Origin of the sequence: Kingella kingae, from assembly GCF_900475905.1 — a bacterium.
Classification (GTDB): Bacteria; Pseudomonadota; Gammaproteobacteria; order Burkholderiales; family Neisseriaceae; genus Kingella; species Kingella kingae.
This window is the reverse complement of sequence record NZ_LS483426.1, coordinates 401,292-417,139: the sequence shown is the minus strand read 5'-3', so window position 1 is coordinate 417,139 and position 15,848 is coordinate 401,292. Positions and strand designations below refer to the sequence as shown.

At 46.3% G+C, this 15,848-nt stretch carries 17 protein-coding genes; 10 read left to right on the top strand and 7 right to left on the bottom strand.

Annotated elements, in window-relative coordinates:
* Positions 1-91: 91 nt before the first annotated feature.
* The 5 genes from DQN52_RS02280 to DQN52_RS02260 form a co-directional block, all read right to left on the bottom strand.
* Positions 92-709 carry an IMPACT family protein gene (locus DQN52_RS02280; RefSeq protein ID WP_003788132.1) on the bottom strand — a complete coding sequence of 206 codons (618 nt, stop codon included), beginning with the start codon at positions 707-709 and terminating at the stop codon, positions 92-94.
* Between the two features lie 39 nt (positions 710-748).
* Positions 749-1,795, bottom strand: a complete 1,047-nt coding sequence (locus DQN52_RS02275) for a threonine aldolase family protein (protein WP_003788135.1) — start codon at positions 1,793-1,795, stop codon at positions 749-751.
* Between the two features lie 192 nt (positions 1,796-1,987).
* Positions 1,988-2,926 carry an electron transfer flavoprotein subunit alpha/FixB family protein gene (locus tag DQN52_RS02270; protein WP_003788136.1) on the bottom strand — a complete coding sequence of 313 codons (939 nt, stop codon included), beginning with the start codon at positions 2,924-2,926 and terminating at the stop codon, positions 1,988-1,990.
* Between the two features lie 11 nt (positions 2,927-2,937).
* Complete coding sequence (locus tag DQN52_RS02265; RefSeq protein WP_003788138.1) at positions 2,938-3,684, bottom strand: electron transfer flavoprotein subunit beta/FixA family protein; 747 nt, start codon at positions 3,682-3,684, stop codon at positions 2,938-2,940.
* A gap of 116 nt (positions 3,685-3,800) precedes the next feature.
* Positions 3,801-4,061, bottom strand: coding sequence for a DUF3079 domain-containing protein (locus DQN52_RS02260; protein WP_003792064.1), 261 nt, complete (start codon positions 4,059-4,061; stop codon positions 3,801-3,803).
* A gap of 191 nt (positions 4,062-4,252) precedes the next feature.
* Between DQN52_RS02260 and gnd the strand changes: the two genes are divergently transcribed.
* Positions 4,253-5,704, top strand: coding sequence for a decarboxylating NADP(+)-dependent phosphogluconate dehydrogenase (gene gnd / locus DQN52_RS02255; protein WP_003788145.1), 1,452 nt, complete (start codon positions 4,253-4,255; stop codon positions 5,702-5,704).
* A gap of 85 nt (positions 5,705-5,789) precedes the next feature.
* On the opposite strand, the gene lpxC is transcribed toward gnd, so the two are convergent.
* A complete protein-coding gene (lpxC, locus tag DQN52_RS02250) occupies positions 5,790-6,716 on the bottom strand; it encodes a UDP-3-O-acyl-N-acetylglucosamine deacetylase (RefSeq protein ID WP_032827816.1) in 927 nt (308 codons plus the stop codon).
* A 383-nt stretch (positions 6,717-7,099) separates the two neighbouring features.
* On the opposite strand from lpxC, the gene gap reads away from it, so the two are divergent.
* Positions 7,100-8,104, top strand: coding sequence for a type I glyceraldehyde-3-phosphate dehydrogenase (gene gap, locus DQN52_RS02245; protein WP_003788149.1), 1,005 nt, complete (start codon positions 7,100-7,102; stop codon positions 8,102-8,104).
* Positions 8,105-8,452: 348 nt separating this feature from the next.
* Here gap and mnmE read toward each other — a convergent pair whose 3' ends face one another.
* Positions 8,453-9,832, bottom strand: coding sequence for a tRNA uridine-5-carboxymethylaminomethyl(34) synthesis GTPase MnmE (mnmE, locus tag DQN52_RS02240; protein WP_003788153.1), 1,380 nt, complete (start codon positions 9,830-9,832; stop codon positions 8,453-8,455).
* Between the two features lie 110 nt (positions 9,833-9,942).
* Here mnmE and DQN52_RS02235 point away from each other — a divergent pair, with 110 nt between their 5' ends.
* The 8 genes from DQN52_RS02235 (at position 9,943) to DQN52_RS02200 (ending at position 15,846) form a co-directional block, all read left to right on the top strand.
* The gene (locus DQN52_RS02235; RefSeq protein WP_003788155.1) at positions 9,943-10,500 is read left to right on the top strand and encodes a porin family protein; all 558 of its coding nucleotides are present in this window, start codon (positions 9,943-9,945) and stop codon (positions 10,498-10,500) included.
* Positions 10,501-10,579: 79 nt separating this feature from the next.
* Positions 10,580-11,266 (top strand): tRNA (N6-threonylcarbamoyladenosine(37)-N6)-methyltransferase TrmO, encoded by a 687-nt coding sequence (gene tsaA, locus DQN52_RS02230; RefSeq protein ID WP_032133005.1) that lies wholly within the window; start codon positions 10,580-10,582, stop codon positions 11,264-11,266.
* Between the two features lie 145 nt (positions 11,267-11,411).
* Positions 11,412-12,599, top strand: coding sequence for a DNA-processing protein DprA (gene dprA, locus DQN52_RS02225; RefSeq protein WP_032827817.1), 1,188 nt, complete (start codon positions 11,412-11,414; stop codon positions 12,597-12,599).
* 340 nt (positions 12,600-12,939) lie between these two features.
* Positions 12,940-13,167, top strand: coding sequence for an exodeoxyribonuclease VII small subunit (xseB, locus tag DQN52_RS02220; RefSeq protein WP_003788162.1), 228 nt, complete (start codon positions 12,940-12,942; stop codon positions 13,165-13,167).
* Complete coding sequence (locus DQN52_RS02215) at positions 13,160-14,047, top strand: polyprenyl synthetase family protein (RefSeq protein WP_003788164.1); 888 nt, start codon at positions 13,160-13,162, stop codon at positions 14,045-14,047. The genes xseB and DQN52_RS02215 overlap by 8 nt, the downstream gene beginning before the upstream one ends.
* A 102-nt stretch (positions 14,048-14,149) precedes the next feature.
* Positions 14,150-14,455 (top strand): 50S ribosomal protein L21, encoded by a 306-nt coding sequence (rplU, locus tag DQN52_RS02210; RefSeq protein ID WP_003792048.1) that lies wholly within the window; start codon positions 14,150-14,152, stop codon positions 14,453-14,455.
* 25 nt (positions 14,456-14,480) lie between these two features.
* Positions 14,481-14,753 (top strand): 50S ribosomal protein L27, encoded by a 273-nt coding sequence (gene rpmA / locus DQN52_RS02205; protein ID WP_003788168.1) that lies wholly within the window; start codon positions 14,481-14,483, stop codon positions 14,751-14,753.
* Between the two features lie 118 nt (positions 14,754-14,871).
* Complete coding sequence (locus tag DQN52_RS02200) at positions 14,872-15,846, top strand: polyprenyl synthetase family protein (RefSeq protein ID WP_003788170.1); 975 nt, start codon at positions 14,872-14,874, stop codon at positions 15,844-15,846.
* The last annotated feature ends 2 nt before the right edge of the window (positions 15,847-15,848 follow it).

Sequence of the window (15,848 nt, the reverse complement as noted above, 5' to 3'; positions counted from 1 at the left end):
GTGAATACAGGTTCTAAATTTAATCCACTATAATTTTCAGGCAGCCTGAAAATAAAAAGCCGTGCAAATTGTGATAATTTGCACGGCTTTTTTATGACGCAACTGGCTCTTCGCTCAAATTAATCGTCCGCTCAAACTGCCACGCATTCACGGCTGCCTGAAAATCCACTAACGGCACACGCACCGTCAATCGGCAATCCAGTTGCAAATCCTGCTCGATAATATTCGCGTGATGATTTTTCGCAATCCGCAGCGCGTCATTTAAATGCGGATAATCGCAACGCAAATACAGCGTTTTTTCAATATTTTTTTCCACAATCGCGGCTGCCTGAAACGCCATTTGCGTTGCCATTTTGTACGCATGAATCAGCCCTGACACGCCGAGCAAAGTTCCACCAAAATACCGCACCACCACGACCAACACATCAGTCAATTCAAACGAATCAATCTGCCCCAAAATCGGACGACCTGCGCTGCCTGACGGTTCGCCGTCATCGTTAGCGCGAAATTTATTGCCGTCTGTGCCGAGACGGTAGGCGTAGCACCAATGCCGCGCTTTGTGGTGTTCTTGGCGCAAATCATCAACGTGTTTTTTCACATCATCGGCGGTTAAAACAGGATAGGCATAGGCGATGAAACGGCTGCCTTTGTCTTTAAATTCGACTTGGATTGGCGCGGATAGGGTTTTGTAGGTTGTGATTTCGGTCATGTTTTTCTCGTTTTATTATATTCAAAAGCAGCCTGCACATTAACCAATCGCCGCCCAAGTTGCCGCCACCAACTCATCAACGTGCTGTTCAGTCGTATCAAAACTGCACACAAAACGCACCGTGCCTTGCTCGTCCCAATCATAAAAATATGTCAATTCACGCACCTTATCCGCCACACCGTTTGGCAATTTCGCAAAAACCGCATTCGCCTGTGTCGGGTAAACCAATTCCACGCCGTCCATATTTTGCAGGCTGTCTGAAAGTTTTTGCGCCATTTTATTCGTATTGCTTGCCGATTTCAGCCACAAATCATTTTCTAATAAAGCCACCAACTGCGCCGAAATAAACCGCATTTTAGATGCCAACTGCACATTCATTTTACGCAAATATTTCATGCCGTCCGACACACGTTCAGGATTCAAAATAACCACGCATTCGCCCAACAACAAGCCATTTTTCGTCCCGACAAACGACACAATATCCACGCCCACATCAGTCGTAATCTCGCGCAACGACACGCCCAAAGCCGCCGCCGCATTCGCCAAACGCGCACCGTCCAAATGTACCGCCATGCCATTTTTGTGGCAGAAATCGCAAATAGCGCGCAATTCGTCAGGTGTATACAATGTGCCTAATTCCGTGCTTTGCGTCATACTGACCGCCAACGGCTGAGCGCGATGTTCAAAGCCAAAACCATGTGTTTCTTGTGCAATCAATTCAGGCGACAATTTGCCATCAGGCGTAGCAATCGTCCACAATTTGAAACCGCCTACCCATTGTGGCGCAACGCTTTCATCAACATTGATGTGCGCCGTTTGAGCGCAAACCACCGCACCCCAACGTGGCAGTAACGCTTGCAACGCCAACACATTCGCACCTGATCCATTGAATACAGGAAAACCTTGCTCCTGTTCGCCAAACTGCTGTTTTAAGATTTGCTGCAGTTTTTCCGTGTATGGGTCGTTGCCATACGCGCCAACGTGCCCACCGTTTACCGTTTGTATCACCACCATAATTTCAGGCAGCACACCCGAATAATTATTCGAAGCAAAAGAATGAGACTGAACATTGTGCAACTGCTGCATGATTTTTCCTTATCGTAAATCAGGCTGCCTGAAAACAAATTGATTTATTTTCAGGCAGCCTTTGTTGTGAAATTTGGTTCGTTTCACGTGAAACATCAATTTTATTTTCAAAATTTATAAAACTTGTTTCGCGTGAAACATAATTACTTTTTGCGTTTCACGTGAAACATGATTTAAAAATATTTAATAAAATCAACGGTTTTTCAATTTTTCCGTTAATTGCGGCACGATTTCAAACAAATCACCCACAATCCCAAAATCCGCCACATTGAAAATTTGCGCGTCAGGGTCTTTGTTAATCGCCACAACCGTTTTGCTGTCCTGTATACCTGCAACGTGCTGAATCGCGCCCGAAATCCCCACCGCAATATACAATTCAGGCGCAACAATTTTACCTGTTTGACCGACTTGGCTATCGTTCGGCGCGTATTCCGCATCCACCGCCGCACGGCTCGCGCCAATCGCCGCACCCAACACGTCCGCCAATGGCGTTAAAACCGCGTTGAACTGTTCCGCGCTGCCCAACGCACGTCCACCCGACACCACCACACGCGCTTGCGTCAATTCAGGGCGGTCAGATTGCGTCAATTCGCGTGAAACAAAACGGCTCAAATTTTGCGCTGGCGTTGCCGCAACCGCGTTAATTGGCGCGTTTTGACTGCCTGAAACCGCCGCAGGAAACGCACTCGCACGAATCGTCAGCACCAATTTCGCTTCATCGCTGCTCACAGTCGTGAACACATTGCCAGCGTAAATCGGACGAATAAATGTTTTACTATCAACAATTTCCGTCAAATCCGAAATTTGCGAACAATCCAACAACGCCGCCACACGTGGCAAAATATTCTTACCAAACGCGCTCGCCGTCGCCGCAATGTGAGAATAGGGCGCAGCCAACGACACCATCAACGGCGCAATTTCTTCCGCCAACAAATCCGCAAAATGTAGCGCGTCCGCGTATAAAACTTGCGCCACTCCGTTGATTTTGCTGGCTTGTTCCGCCACATTCAGGCAGCCTGAACCCGCCACCAACACATGAACATCGCCCAATTTTTCCGCAGCCGCAATCGCGTGTAAAGTCGCCGCGTTCAATTCCGCGCCATTGTGTTCCGCCAAAATTAAAACAGTCATCTCATTTCCCCTTAAATTGCTTTTGCCGCAGCCAATTTTTCAACCAATTCAGCCACATTCACCACTTTCACGCCAGCTTGACGCGCTTTTGGCTCGGCAAATTGTTTCACGCTCACACGCGCCGTCAAATCCACGCCCAACGATTCAGGCGATTGTTTTTCCAACGATTTCTTTTTCGCCGCCATCAACGCAGGCAGCTTCACAAAACGTGGCTCATTCAAACGCAAATCCGCGCTAATCACAGCAGGCAATTTCAGCGCAATCGTTTCCAAACCACCGTCAATTTCGCGTGTAACCGCCACTTCGTCCGCGCTCAAATCCACCTTGCTGGCAAACGTGGCTTGCGGCGCATTCATCAACGCCGCCAACATTTGCGCGGTTTGGTTCGCGTCATCGTCAATCGCCTGTTTGCCAAGCAATACGATTTGCGGCTGCTCATTGTCCGCGACTTTTTTCAACAATTTCGCCACCGTCAAAGGCTCTAAAACCGCGTCCGTTTCCACATGAATGGCGCGGTCAGCACCCATCGCCAACGCGGTACGCAACACGTCTTCACATTTTTTCTCGCCCAACGATACCGCCACGATTTCGCTGATTTTGCCCGCTTCTTTCAAGCGCACCGCTTCTTCCACCGCGATTTCGTCAAACGGATTCATGGACATTTTCACGTTGCCAATATCCACGCCCGAACCATCCGCTTTCACGCGCACTTTTACATTGAAATCCACTACACGTTTTACTGCGACTAATGCTTTCATGAAAATTCCTTTATATAAACAATATATTATTAAAAATTAAAGCGCGTATTTTATCGCAAATCGCGCATTTTGAATACCTATATAGAATAGAAACGCTATCTAAAAAGCAGCCTGCACTAATCTTTGACAAGTGTTAATTTGATATGGGGCTTTTGCTGATGTGCAGGCTGCTTTAAACCCAATTCTTCTTGCTGTTTATCGTTGAGCAAATCTGACCAATCGCCCTCTTCGTACCATTTTGCGCCCGATAATTCCACTGGGTGCTGAATGCGTTCGCTACCATTACCGCATTGTAAATCGTCTGCCGAACAATATTTATCGCAACCCCAACAAATCCGCTCTGGGTGTTTGGGCGCGATAGGGAATTTTTTTGCCATCATCGTTTCCTATTATTTGAATGTTTAACGTCTTATACGCCTATTTATCGTACAAAACAACCAAAGCAGCCTGCACTTTATCCCTATTATTTTTACGCTTTTTATTGTAAACGCATTGTCTAATCTGCATTCAATGCGTTAAAGTATCGTGCTTTTGCAAAAAAACTCTCACTCAGATAAGGATATCAAAAATGACGAAAGGTGATATTGGCGTTATCGGTTTAGCGGTTATGGGTCAAAACCTAATCCTAAATATGAATGACAAGGGCTTTAAAGTCGTTGCCTTTAACCGAACAACCAGTAAAGTAGATGAATTTTTGAACGGTGCAGCCAAAGGCACAAACATTATTGGCGCACACAGTTTGCAAGAACTTGTGGATAAACTGGAAAAACCACGCAAAATCATGATGATGGTTCGCGCAGGTTCAGCCGTTGATGAGTTTATTGAACAAATTATCCCATTTTTGGACGAAGGCGATATTCTGATTGACGGCGGCAATGCCAATTATCCCGATACCAATCGCCGTTGCGAATACTTGGCGACAAAAGGTTTACGCTTTATTGGCGCAGGCGTATCGGGTGGCGAAGAAGGGGCGCGTAACGGCCCGTCTATTATGCCAGGCGGACACGCTTCGGCTTGGGAACACGTTAAACCGATTTTCCAAGCGATTGCCGCTAAAACGCCAGAGGGCGAGCCTTGTTGCGATTGGGTGGGCGACAATGGCGCAGGTCATTTTGTGAAAATGGTGCACAACGGCATTGAATACGGCGATATGCAGTTAATCTGCGAAGCCTATCAATTCATGAAAGAAGGCTTGGGCATGAACCACGAAGAAATGCACCAAGCGTTTGAATCGTGGAAAAAAACCGAATTGAGCTCTTATTTGGTGGACATTACTGCCGACATTTTGGCATACAAAGATGGCGACGGCTCGCCATTGGTAGAAAAAATCTTGGATACTGCAGGTCAAAAAGGCACAGGCAAATGGACAGGCATCAACGCTTTGGATATGGGTATTCCTTTGACTTTGATTTCCGAAGCAGTATTTGCACGTTGCGTGTCGGCATTCAAAGACCAGCGTTTGGCAGCAGCGCGATTGTTCCCACACAGCGTGAGCCGCATTGATGGCGACCGCGAAATGTGGTTAGACGCGCTACAAAAAACCTTGCTAGCCAGCAAAATTATTTCTTATGCACAAGGCTTTATGCTCATGCACGAAGCCAGCAAAACCTACGGCTGGAATTTGAATTATGGCAACACCGCTTTGTTGTGGCGCGAAGGTTGCATTATTCGCAGCGTGTTCTTGGGCAATATTCGCGATGCGTATGCAAACAACCCCGATTTGGTTTGGTTGGGACAAGACGATTATTTCCGCGATATTCTCAACAACGCCTTGCCACAATGGCGCAAAGTGGTGGCTAAATCGGTTGAATGCGCGATTCCAATGCCTTGCATGACGGCGGCGATTACATTCTTGGATAGCTACACATCGGTGCGTTTACCAGCTAATTTGTTGCAAGCACAGCGCGATTACTTCGGCGCACACACTTACGAACGCATGGACGCACCACGCGGCGAATTTTTCCACACCAACTGGACAGGAAAAGGCGGCGATACGGCATCTAGCACTTACGAAGTGTAATCAACCAATTTATCCACAACAAAAAGCAGCCTGCACTATTTATCCACAAGTGCAGGCTGCTTTTTTCTATTTTTTTGCGTACTTTTTACGCTGCCATCAATGTATCCACACCAAAAAATGCAGACGGCAAGGCTTCATTGTCTTCATCAAACTCTACCCATTCATACGCGCTTTCGTCTGCCAACACCGCGCGTAGCAAAGCATTGTTAATCGCGTGTCCCGATTTGTAGCCCTCAAACGCGCCAATAATCGGATGTCCAACAATATACAAATCGCCAATCGCGTCCAAAATTTTGTGGCGCACAAATTCATCGGGATAGCGCAAACCTTCTGGATTGAGCACGTCCATATCATCAATCACAATCGCGTTGGTTAAATTGCCGCCCAAACCCAAACCGTGTTGGCGCATCATTTCCACTTCGTGCATAAAACCAAACGTGCGCGCTCGTGCGATTTCTTCAATATACGATTGTCCTGCAAAATCAATCTCAAAACGCGGTGCGCTGCGGTTGAACACAGGGTGGTTAAACTCAATCGTCAAAGCCACTTTAAAACCATCATACGGCGCAAAACGCACCCATTTGCCTGTTTCTTTAATCTCAACCGTTTTCTCGATTTTTAAAAATCGTTTGCGTGCAGGCTGCTCCACAATGCCCGCATCTTGCAGCAAATACACAAACGGCAAGCTGCTGCCGTCCATAATCGGGATTTCAGGCGCATTCAGCTCAATGAGCACGTTATCCACACCGTATGCCGCCAATGCCGACATAATGTGTTCAATCGTACCAATGCGCGCCCCCTGCTCGGTTACAACGGTGGAAGACAGGCGCGTGTCGTTAATCAAATAAGGCGACAATTTCACGATTTCGCCCTGCTCGCCTTGCAAATCGGTACGACGAAAAGCAATGCCACTGTTTTCGGGGGCAGGGTGCAAAGTCAGTCGCACACGTTCACCAGAATGCAAACCCACGCCCGTTGCGCTAACCGATGTTTTTAGTGTTCTTTGTTTCATCTTGATTTTCCTTGTTGATTTGACACGCATCATAAACCATAAAAGCAGCCTGCAAGATTGTTTTTGCTTATTTTTAGGATTGAACGCTAGAATAAGCATTAAGTTATCCACAATTTTGTTATTTTCAGATAAATTATCCACAACGGTTCTATTTTATGCCATTAGGTTTACGCACACCCATTCATTTTCTGTTTATTGATATAAAATAAATGATTGCAGACTTATCCACAAAAGCAGCCTACACTCATAAATATCATCTTTTTATATTTTATTAAAAGATTTTTTTAAGGATAAACAAATTTACTACACAAAAATTTGAGCCAAACTTACCATTTATGGGAAAATAACGCTTTCCCAACCACTCTTTTATATGGAGAACTCAAATGAGCATTAAAGTAGCTATTAACGGTTTTGGTCGCATTGGTCGTTTGGCATTGCGTCAAATTTTGAAAACAGAAGGCGTAGAAGTTGTTGCGGTAAACGATTTAACACCAGCCGATATGTTGGTTCACTTGTTCAAATACGACACTACACAAGGTCGTTTTGACGGCACAGTAGAACTAAACGAAGATTCATTTATCGTAAACGGCAAAGAAATCAAAGTGTTTGCAAAACCCAATCCAGAAGAATTGCCTTGGAAAGATTTGGGCATTGATGTGGTATTGGAATGCACAGGCTTCTTTACCAGCAACGAAAAATGCCAAGCCCACATTCGTGCAGGTGCGCGTAAAGTTGTGATTTCTGCCCCAGGTGGCAACGATGTGAAAACCGTAGTATTCAACGTAAACCACGACATTTTGGACGGCAGCGAAACCGTGATTTCTGCGGCTTCTTGCACGACTAACTGTTTAGCCCCAATGGCAAACGTGTTGCAAAAACAATTTGGCGTGATACAAGGCTTGATGACCACGATTCACGGTTACACAGGAGACCAAAACACTTTGGACGCTCCACACCGCAAAGGCGACAAACGCCGCGCTCGTGCTGCTGCTGCGAATATCGTGCCAAACAGCACAGGCGCAGCCAAAGCCATCGGCTTGGTGATTCCTGAATTGAACGGTAAATTGGACGGTTCTGCACAACGTGTACCAGTTCCAACAGGTTCTTTGACCGAATTGGTGTGCGTGTTGGAGAAAAAAGTAACTAAAGAAGAAGTGAACGCAGCAATGAAAGCGGCGGCAAACGAATCGTTTGGTTACACCGAAGATGAAATCGTGTCATCAGACATCGTAGGCATTAGCTTCGGTTCGTTGTTTGACGCAACCCAAACGCGCGTACAAACCGTAGGTGATAGCCAATTGGTAAAAACCGTGGCATGGTATGACAACGAAATGTCTTACGCATCGCAACTGGTTCGCGTGTTGAAATATTTTGCTGAAAAAATTTAATATTTAGTGCGTCAAAACAAGAGCAGGCTGCTTTGATTATTATTCAAAGCAGCCTGCTCTTGTTTGTATAAACGACAACTTATCCACAAAATCAAATCAAACAGCTATTTTATCCACAATTGTGCTGGATTTTATTTTCGCTTCATCTACACAGTTACGCTATCAAAAAAATTACATTAAATCAAATCACAAACCAACTTATCCACAAAAGCAGCCTGCACTCATAAAAATCATCTATTTAATATTTAAAATTTAATTTTTTTATTTAAAGCACAATTTCAATCACACAAACAAAAAAAGCATTCAGATAAACCGAATGCTTTTTAAATTTCAAAGTGCAGGCTGCTTTTATTTGCCAATACAAAAACGACTAAAAATCACGCCTAGCAAATCATCAGCCGTAAATTCGCCTGTAATTTCATTGCAGGCTACTTGCGCCAAGCGCAAATGCTCTGCCAACAATTCCAGTTGATTGTTGCTGCACAATGCTGCGTTTTCCAATTCCACTTGCGCGGCTTGTAAAGCATGAATGTGTCGGGTTCGCGCCAAAAATAAACCTTCGCTCTCGCCCTGCCAGCCAATCGCGTCCAACAGCGTTTGTTTAAGCAAATCCAGCCCTGCGCCTGTTTTTGCCGATAGCTTAATCAACACGTCCGCGCCCGATAAAAAGCAGCCTGCACTTTCGTTATGCAAACTGGCGGATTCATCGCGCAAATCAATTTTATTATGGACTTCGATTCGCTGTAACGAAGTTGGCAATTTGTCCAAAATCGCCTGCGTGGTTGGGTTGATGCCTTCTGCTGGGTCAATCAAAATCAGCGCGACATCGGCGTTTTGTACCGCTTTTTCGCTGCGTTCTATGCCAATTTTTTCTACCACGTCATCGGTTTGGCGCAAACCTGCGGTGTCGGTAATATGAATTGGCACACCGTCTAGCGTGATTTGTTCGCGCACTGTGTCGCGGGTTGTGCCTGCGATGTTGGTAACAATCGCCACATCGTCGCCCGCCAGCGCGTTGAGCAAACTGGATTTGCCCACATTGGGTGCACCAACCAACACCACGTTCATGCCTTCGCGCAAAATCGCACCTTGCCCTGCTTGCTGCAAGACGGTGGATAACTGTGCTTGCAATCGCGCCAATTTGCCTTTGGCATCTGCGGCTTCCAAAAAATCAATTTCTTCTTCGGGAAAATCCAAAGTCGCTTCTACCAACATTCGCAGCGTGATTAAATCGTCCACTAGGCTGTGGATATGTTGCGAAAACGCGCCTTTGAGCGAACGCACCGCCATTCGTGCCGCCGCTTGGCTGGACGCGTCAATTAAATCCGCTACGCTTTCGGCTTGTGCCAAGTCCAGTTTGTTGTTCAAAAATGCGCGTTTGGTGAACTCGCCTGCTTCGGCGATTCGTGCGCCCAATTCCAAGCAGCGTTGCAACAGCATTTGCAACACGATTTGTCCGCCGTGTCCTTGTAGTTCTATCACGTCTTCGCCCGTGAAGCTGGCTGGTGCGGCAAAATACAACAGCAAGCCGTTGTCGATGGCGTTGCCGTGTTGATCCACAAAATCGGTGTAAAGCGCGGTGCGTGGTTTGGGCGTTTTACCGCCTGTGATGTGTTGCGCGAATGGCAATAAGTCTTTGCCTGAAATTCGTATCACGCCCACGCCACCGCGTCCTGCTGCGGTGGCAATGGCGGCGATGGTGGGAGATTGGTTTAAAAAAGTTTGCATTTGTGGTTCTCGTGTAAAATAAATCGGTTTGAAAAAAATGGTGCTAGAATGCGGGTTCGCAGCACATACTGCGTATTATTGATGATATTTTTAAGTAAAGGAATCAAACGATGAAAAAATTAGTTTTAGCAAGCGTATTGGCAGCTTTGTCTGGCGTGGCAATGGCAAATGGTCAAAACAGCAATTTTGTGGGTGCTGGTGTGGGGATTGATACTGGCGTTACCAACTACACTAATGTTGAAGGTTCAAAAAATTCCAATGCAACCAACTTGGTGGGTTCATATGGTTTTGAATTTCCAGATACGCCATTGGTAGGTCAAGCTGAATTGAAATACAAATTGGGTTCTAGCAAAATTGATGATGCTGGCACAAAATCTAAACACTTGTGGAACGCAAACTATGTACAAGGTTTCCGCGTAACCAATGATTTGATGCCTTATGCCAAAGTGGGTTACGCTACTGGTAAATTCACAGGCACAGACGAAGACGGTGCGTTTTCTGTTCGTGCTCGTGGTATTACTTATGGCGTAGGTGCAAAATATGCGGTTGCACCAAATGTGGAAGTGGGTGCGGAATACGTTCGCTCTAACTTGAAAGTGCGCGATTGCGATAGCGACTGCAAAGTGAAATCTAACAATGTAAACGTAGGTGTAGGCTATCGTTTCTAATTTGTCGTACAATAAGTGCAGGCTGCTTTTAACTTTCAAAAGCAGCTTGCACTTTTATTTTGTTTACACGGATTGCATCATGCAGCATCTTATCCACAGCATTGGCACGGTTACTTCGCCTTATACACAAAAATTCGGCATTCCGCGCCAACCGCAGCTTGTGCCAGCTGCGCAGATTTGTATCACGCTCAACCCCGAATTTTCTGCCGATTGCGTGCGCGGTTTGGACGGTTTTGATTACATTTGGGTACAGTTTTTGTTTCACGATGCCGTGAACGAAGGCTGGGCAGAAATGGTGCGTCCGCCGCGATTGGGCGGCAAAAAGAAAATGGGCGTGTTTGCCACGCGCAGCCCACATCGTCCCAATCACATGGGTTTGTCGCTGTTGCCGTTGTTGCGTGTGGATAACTCGGGCAATCGCGTACAAATTTGGTGCAGCGGCGGCGATTTGTTGGACGGCACGCCTGTGTTAGACATTAAGCCGTATATCCCGTTTGTGGAAGCCAAACCTAATGCACGCGCTGGATTTGTGAGTGGTGAGCCCGAAAAATTGACGATTGCGTGGCAGCCTGCAACCGAAAGTGCAAACTTATCCACAGCTCTGCGCGATTTAATTGAACAAAGTATCGCGCAAGACCCACGCCCAGCCTATCAAGACGTGCCAGAACGAATTTACGGCATGAAAATTGCAGGATTAGATGTTAAATTTCAAATTGTGGATAATTTGGCTATGGTGTTAGACGTACAAAAAGTGCAGGCTGCTTAAAATGTGGAATAGAGTTGTGATTGACTTGTGCATAAGTAATCTAAATCACTCAATCTAAAATAAAAAATTTAGTTGCATAAAAAATAAGCAAATAGCAAAAGAAATAGGGATAAGGCTGTGAATAATTTTGTGGATAAAGAATAAAATGGTTACAGAATCAGAACGCTGTGCATGGATAGAATTGGCTCTAACCCCTTATATTGGCGCGGAAAGTTTTTTGCGCCTGATTGAGCATTGCGGTTCGGCAGCCGAAGCCTTGCGTGCGCCAGTCAATTTGGTGGCGCAGTTGGCACATCATGGCAAACAAGCTGCCGCCGCGTGGACAGACAAAAGTAAGGCAAAAAGTGCGTGTGAAGCGGCTTTGCAATGGGAGCAACAGGAAAATTGTAGGCTGCTTTTGTTGTGCGATGACGATTATCCACAGCTCTTAACCGAAGGTTTAACGCCACCTCCATTGCTGTTTGTGCGTGGACAAATGGCGTGTTTACAGCGCCCTGCAATCGGCATTGTTGGCGGCAGACGCGCCACGCCACAAGCGGTACGAATGGCTGGCGATTTTGGTAAAGCATTGAGTGAAAAAGGCATTGCGGTTATTTCGGGCATGGCAACAGGCATTGACGCGGCAGCACACGAAGGCGCGTTGCAAGGATCGAGCAGCACGATTGCGGTGTGGGGAACGGGCATTGACCGAATTTATCCACAGAGCAACCAAAAATTAGCATATCAAATTGCCGAACGTGGCGCGATTATTTCCGAATTTCCATTGGGAACGCGCCCTGTTGCAGGCAATTTTCCGCGCCGAAATCGGATTATTGCGGCGTTGAGTTGGGCGACTTTGGTGGTGGAAGCGACGGTGGAAAGTGGCTCGCTCATCACAGCGCGATTGGCGGCGGAAATGGGGCGCGAAGTCATGGCGATTCCCAGTTCTATTGACAATATGCTTGCCAAAGGTTGCCATAAACTCATCAAAGAAGGCGCGAAATTAGTGGAATGCGTGGACGATATTGTGCAGGAATGTCCGCTGTTGTTGGGCGAATCGGTGCAGGCTGCTTTGGATTTACCCACAACTTTATCCACAAGAAAGAAACGCGAAAAAACAGCGAAACCAATCGCCCAAATAAGCGAAGTAAACGAACCCGAAACGCCAAGCAGCCTGCACGAAAACAGCGATAATGTGTTGCTCAATGCGATGGGATTTTCGCCTATCCACCCTGATTTATTGGCAGAAAATTTAAATTTGCCTGCTGTGGACGTGTATGCCGAGCTAACCGAGTTGGAATTGGACGGCTGGATTGTGTCTATGGCTGGCGGACGTTTTCAGCGTGTGAAGTAAATGGGTTATTCAGATAGTTATCCACAGAACAATGTGTATAGTAAAGTGAAATCGCAACGGTACGGCGTTGCCAACGCCCTATTATGTTTGGCGGATTAAAGTGCAGGCTGCTTTGGTGCGATTTGCTATAATCCGCTTCTTTTTAATCTGAAAATTTTGTAAAACTCACTACGCCGTCATTCCTGCGTAGGCAGGAATCCAACGTAATATTTAGGTAATTTTAAATAAATCTTGATAACTTAATGGGTTAGTTGGATTCTCGCCTACGCGAGAATGACGGCATAATTAAGATGTTTAGATGAAATTTGAGTTTTGCAAAGCATAAAACAAAGTAAACAAAATGGCACAAACTTTATCCCCAAACAATTTTGAAGATGCCGTAGCGCGGTTGGAAACGATTACGCAAGCCTTGCAAAATCCGATGTTGTCTCTGGAAGATGCGTTGGCGCAATACCAAGAAGGCGTGGAATTGGTGCGTTTTTGCCAAGAAAAATTGGCAGCTGCCGAACAAGTATTGCAAAAGTTAGACGGCGACACACTGCAACCGTTGGAGTTGAACGATGAATGATTTAAAAGTGTGGCAAAATCAAGCAGTTGAACAAGCCGAACGCATTTTGCAAACGGTGTTACCCATTTCGCAAGTCGCGCCCCAAACCTTGCACGAAGCCATGCGATACAGCACGCTAGATGGCGGCAAACGCTTGCGCCCTTTATTGGTGTTGGCAGCATCGGAGCTGGGTAATCAGGTGCAGGCTGCTTGTGAAGCGGCAATGGCAGCGGTGGAGTGCATTCATGTGTATTCTTTGGTACATGACGATATGCCTGCGATGGACAACGATAGCTTGCGCCGTGGTAAACCGACTTGTCATGTGCAATTTGGCGAAGCAACCGCGCTGTTGGTGGGCGATGCCTTGCAAACGCTTGCCTTTGATATTTTATCCACAGAAACCGAGTTATCTACAGTACGACAACTTCGTATGGTCAAAGTGTTGGCGCAGGCATCGGGCAGCTTGGGTATGGCAGGTGGTCAAGCGGTGGATTTGGGTAATGTGGGGCGCGATTTGTCGCAAACCGAATTGGAATTCATGCACAGCCTAAAAACAGGCGCGTTGATTCGAGCAGCGGTGGCGTTGGGCGGATTAAGTTGCCCTGATTTGAACGATGAACAACTGGCGCATTTGGACGTGTATGCCAGTAAATTGGGCTTGGCATTTCAAGTGATTGATGATGTGTTGGACTGCGAAGCCGACACCGCCACTTTGGGCAAAACCGCAGGCAAAGATGCCGATGCCAACAAGCCGACTTATGTTAAATTGATGGGGTTGCAGGCTGCTCGCGCTTATGCCGAACAGCTGGTTGCCCAAGCGATTGATGCATTGCAAACCTTTGATACACGCGCTGACCATTTGCGCACATTGGCGCAGTTTGTGGTGGCGCGAAAAAGTTAAATTTGACAAAAAAATCAAAGCAAGTATAATCTCGCGCTTTCCTATTCTATTCCGCGCAATGCGGAATTTTTTTAAACCAACCAATTTCTCATGGAGTTGAGTATGTACGCGGTCGTAAAAACTGGCGGTAAACAATACAAAGTTACCGTTGGCGAAAAATTAAACGTAGAACAGATACCTGCCGAACTCGACAGCCAAATCGAACTTGAAGTTCTGATGATTGCTGACGGCGAAAAAGTTACAGTGGGTGCGCCTACTGTTGCAGGTGCAAAAGTAGTAGCAAAAGTAGTAGCACATGGTCGTGGCGAAAAAGTTCGCATTTTCAAAATGCGTCGCCGCAAACACTACCAAAAACGTCAAGGTCATCGCCAAAATTTCACGCGCATTGAAATTTTGTCTATCGCCTAATCCAATTTAATCAGGAGTATAAATCATGGCAAGTAAAAAAGCTGGCGGTAGCACCCGCAACGGTCGCGATTCAGAAGCAAAACGCTTGGGCGTGAAAGCCTTTGGTAACGAGTTGATTCCAGCAGGTTCAATCATCGTTCGCCAACGTGGTACGAAATTCCACGCTGGTAACAATGTAGGCATGGGCAAAGACCATACCTTGTTTGCAAAAGTTGATGGCTATGTAGAATTTTCTACAAAAGGCGCATTGAACCGCAAAACCGTTAGCGTTCGTCCATACGAAGGCGCGGAAAACTAATTTTTCGTTATGAAAAATAAACCTGTTGATGTGTATTGCGTCAGCAGGTTTTTTATCGTTTAAATAAGCGAAATAGAGTATAATTCGCGCCTTTTCACAGTTTTGATTTGAGATTGTTATGCTGCACGCTATCCCCTATTTTCAACAAAATTTGGAACACGATTTAAGCCGCGTGAATGTGGTCGTTAATCAAGCGGTGCAATCCGATGTTGCGCTGATTTCGCAAATTGGCACATACATTATTGGCGCAGGTGGCAAGCGTTTGCGCCCTATTTTGACGATTTTATCGGGCAAATGCTTGGGCTACGATGACGACAAATTGTATTCGCTGGCAGCGATGGTGGAATTTATCCACACCTCCACGCTGTTGCACGATGATGTGGTGGACGAAAGCGAATTGCGCCGTGGCAGAAAAACCGCCAATAATTTGTTTGGTAATGCGGCAGCCGTGTTGGTGGGCGACTTTTTGTACACACGTGCTTTTCAGTTGATGGTGGGTTCGGGCAGCTTAAAAATTTTGGAAGTGATGGCAGATGCCACCAATATCATCGCAGAAGGCGAAGTCATGCAGCTGATGAATATTGGCAATGTGGACATTACCGAAGCGCAATATTTGCAAGTGATTCAATATAAAACCGCCAAATTGTTTGAAGCAGCGGCACAAGTGGGCGCGATTTTGGCTGGCGCAACGGCGGAACAAGAGCAGGCTTTGAAAGACTTTGGTATGCACATGGGTACGGCATTTCAAATTATTGATGATGTGCTGGATTATTCGGGCAGCGTGGAACAAATCGGCAAAAATGTGGGCGACGATTTGGCAGAAGGCAAGCCGACGTTGCCGTTGATTTATTTGATGCAGCGCGGCAATGTGCAGGCTGCTTCGGACGTTCGCGCTGCATTACAAAATGCCGACCGCGATTATTTTGATAAAATTCACGCTCACGTTACCCAATCGGACGCGCTGGCGTATTGCATTGAACAAGCCAAAGTGGCGGTGGATAACGCGATTGACTGCTTGAACGCGTTGCCACAAAACGAAGTAACCGCTGCAATGCGTCAAATGGCAGAATTGTCGGTGGCGCGAGCGGCATAAAG

Bases quoted from the DNA above. Each gene is read 5' to 3' on its own strand.
- DQN52_RS02270 (WP_003788136.1), bottom strand. From the start codon at position 2,926: ATGACTGTTTTAATTTTGGCGGAACACAATGGCGCGGAATTGAACGCG.
- dprA (WP_032827817.1), top strand. From the start codon at position 11,412: ATGGTTACAGAATCAGAACGCTGTGCATGGATAGAATTGGCTCTAACC.
- lpxC (WP_032827816.1), bottom strand. From the start codon at position 6,716: ATGAAACAAAGAACACTAAAAACATCGGTTAGCGCAACGGGCGTGGGT.
- DQN52_RS02235 (WP_003788155.1), top strand. From the start codon at position 9,943: ATGAAAAAATTAGTTTTAGCAAGCGTATTGGCAGCTTTGTCTGGCGTG.
- DQN52_RS02280 (WP_003788132.1), bottom strand. From the start codon at position 709: ATGACCGAAATCACAACCTACAAAACCCTATCCGCGCCAATCCAAGTC.
- DQN52_RS02275 (WP_003788135.1), bottom strand. From the start codon at position 1,795: ATGCAGCAGTTGCACAATGTTCAGTCTCATTCTTTTGCTTCGAATAAT.
- rplU (WP_003792048.1), top strand. From the start codon at position 14,150: ATGTACGCGGTCGTAAAAACTGGCGGTAAACAATACAAAGTTACCGTT.
- gap (WP_003788149.1), top strand. From the start codon at position 7,100: ATGAGCATTAAAGTAGCTATTAACGGTTTTGGTCGCATTGGTCGTTTG.
- DQN52_RS02200 (WP_003788170.1), top strand. From the start codon at position 14,872: ATGCTGCACGCTATCCCCTATTTTCAACAAAATTTGGAACACGATTTA.
- rpmA (WP_003788168.1), top strand. From the start codon at position 14,481: ATGGCAAGTAAAAAAGCTGGCGGTAGCACCCGCAACGGTCGCGATTCA.
- xseB (WP_003788162.1), top strand. From the start codon at position 12,940: ATGGCACAAACTTTATCCCCAAACAATTTTGAAGATGCCGTAGCGCGG.
- tsaA (WP_032133005.1), top strand. From the start codon at position 10,580: ATGCAGCATCTTATCCACAGCATTGGCACGGTTACTTCGCCTTATACA.
- DQN52_RS02265 (WP_003788138.1), bottom strand. From the start codon at position 3,684: ATGAAAGCATTAGTCGCAGTAAAACGTGTAGTGGATTTCAATGTAAAA.
- DQN52_RS02260 (WP_003792064.1), bottom strand. From the start codon at position 4,061: ATGGCAAAAAAATTCCCTATCGCGCCCAAACACCCAGAGCGGATTTGT.
- mnmE (WP_003788153.1), bottom strand. From the start codon at position 9,832: ATGCAAACTTTTTTAAACCAATCTCCCACCATCGCCGCCATTGCCACC.
- gnd (WP_003788145.1), top strand. From the start codon at position 4,253: ATGACGAAAGGTGATATTGGCGTTATCGGTTTAGCGGTTATGGGTCAA.
- DQN52_RS02215 (WP_003788164.1), top strand. From the start codon at position 13,160: ATGAATGATTTAAAAGTGTGGCAAAATCAAGCAGTTGAACAAGCCGAA.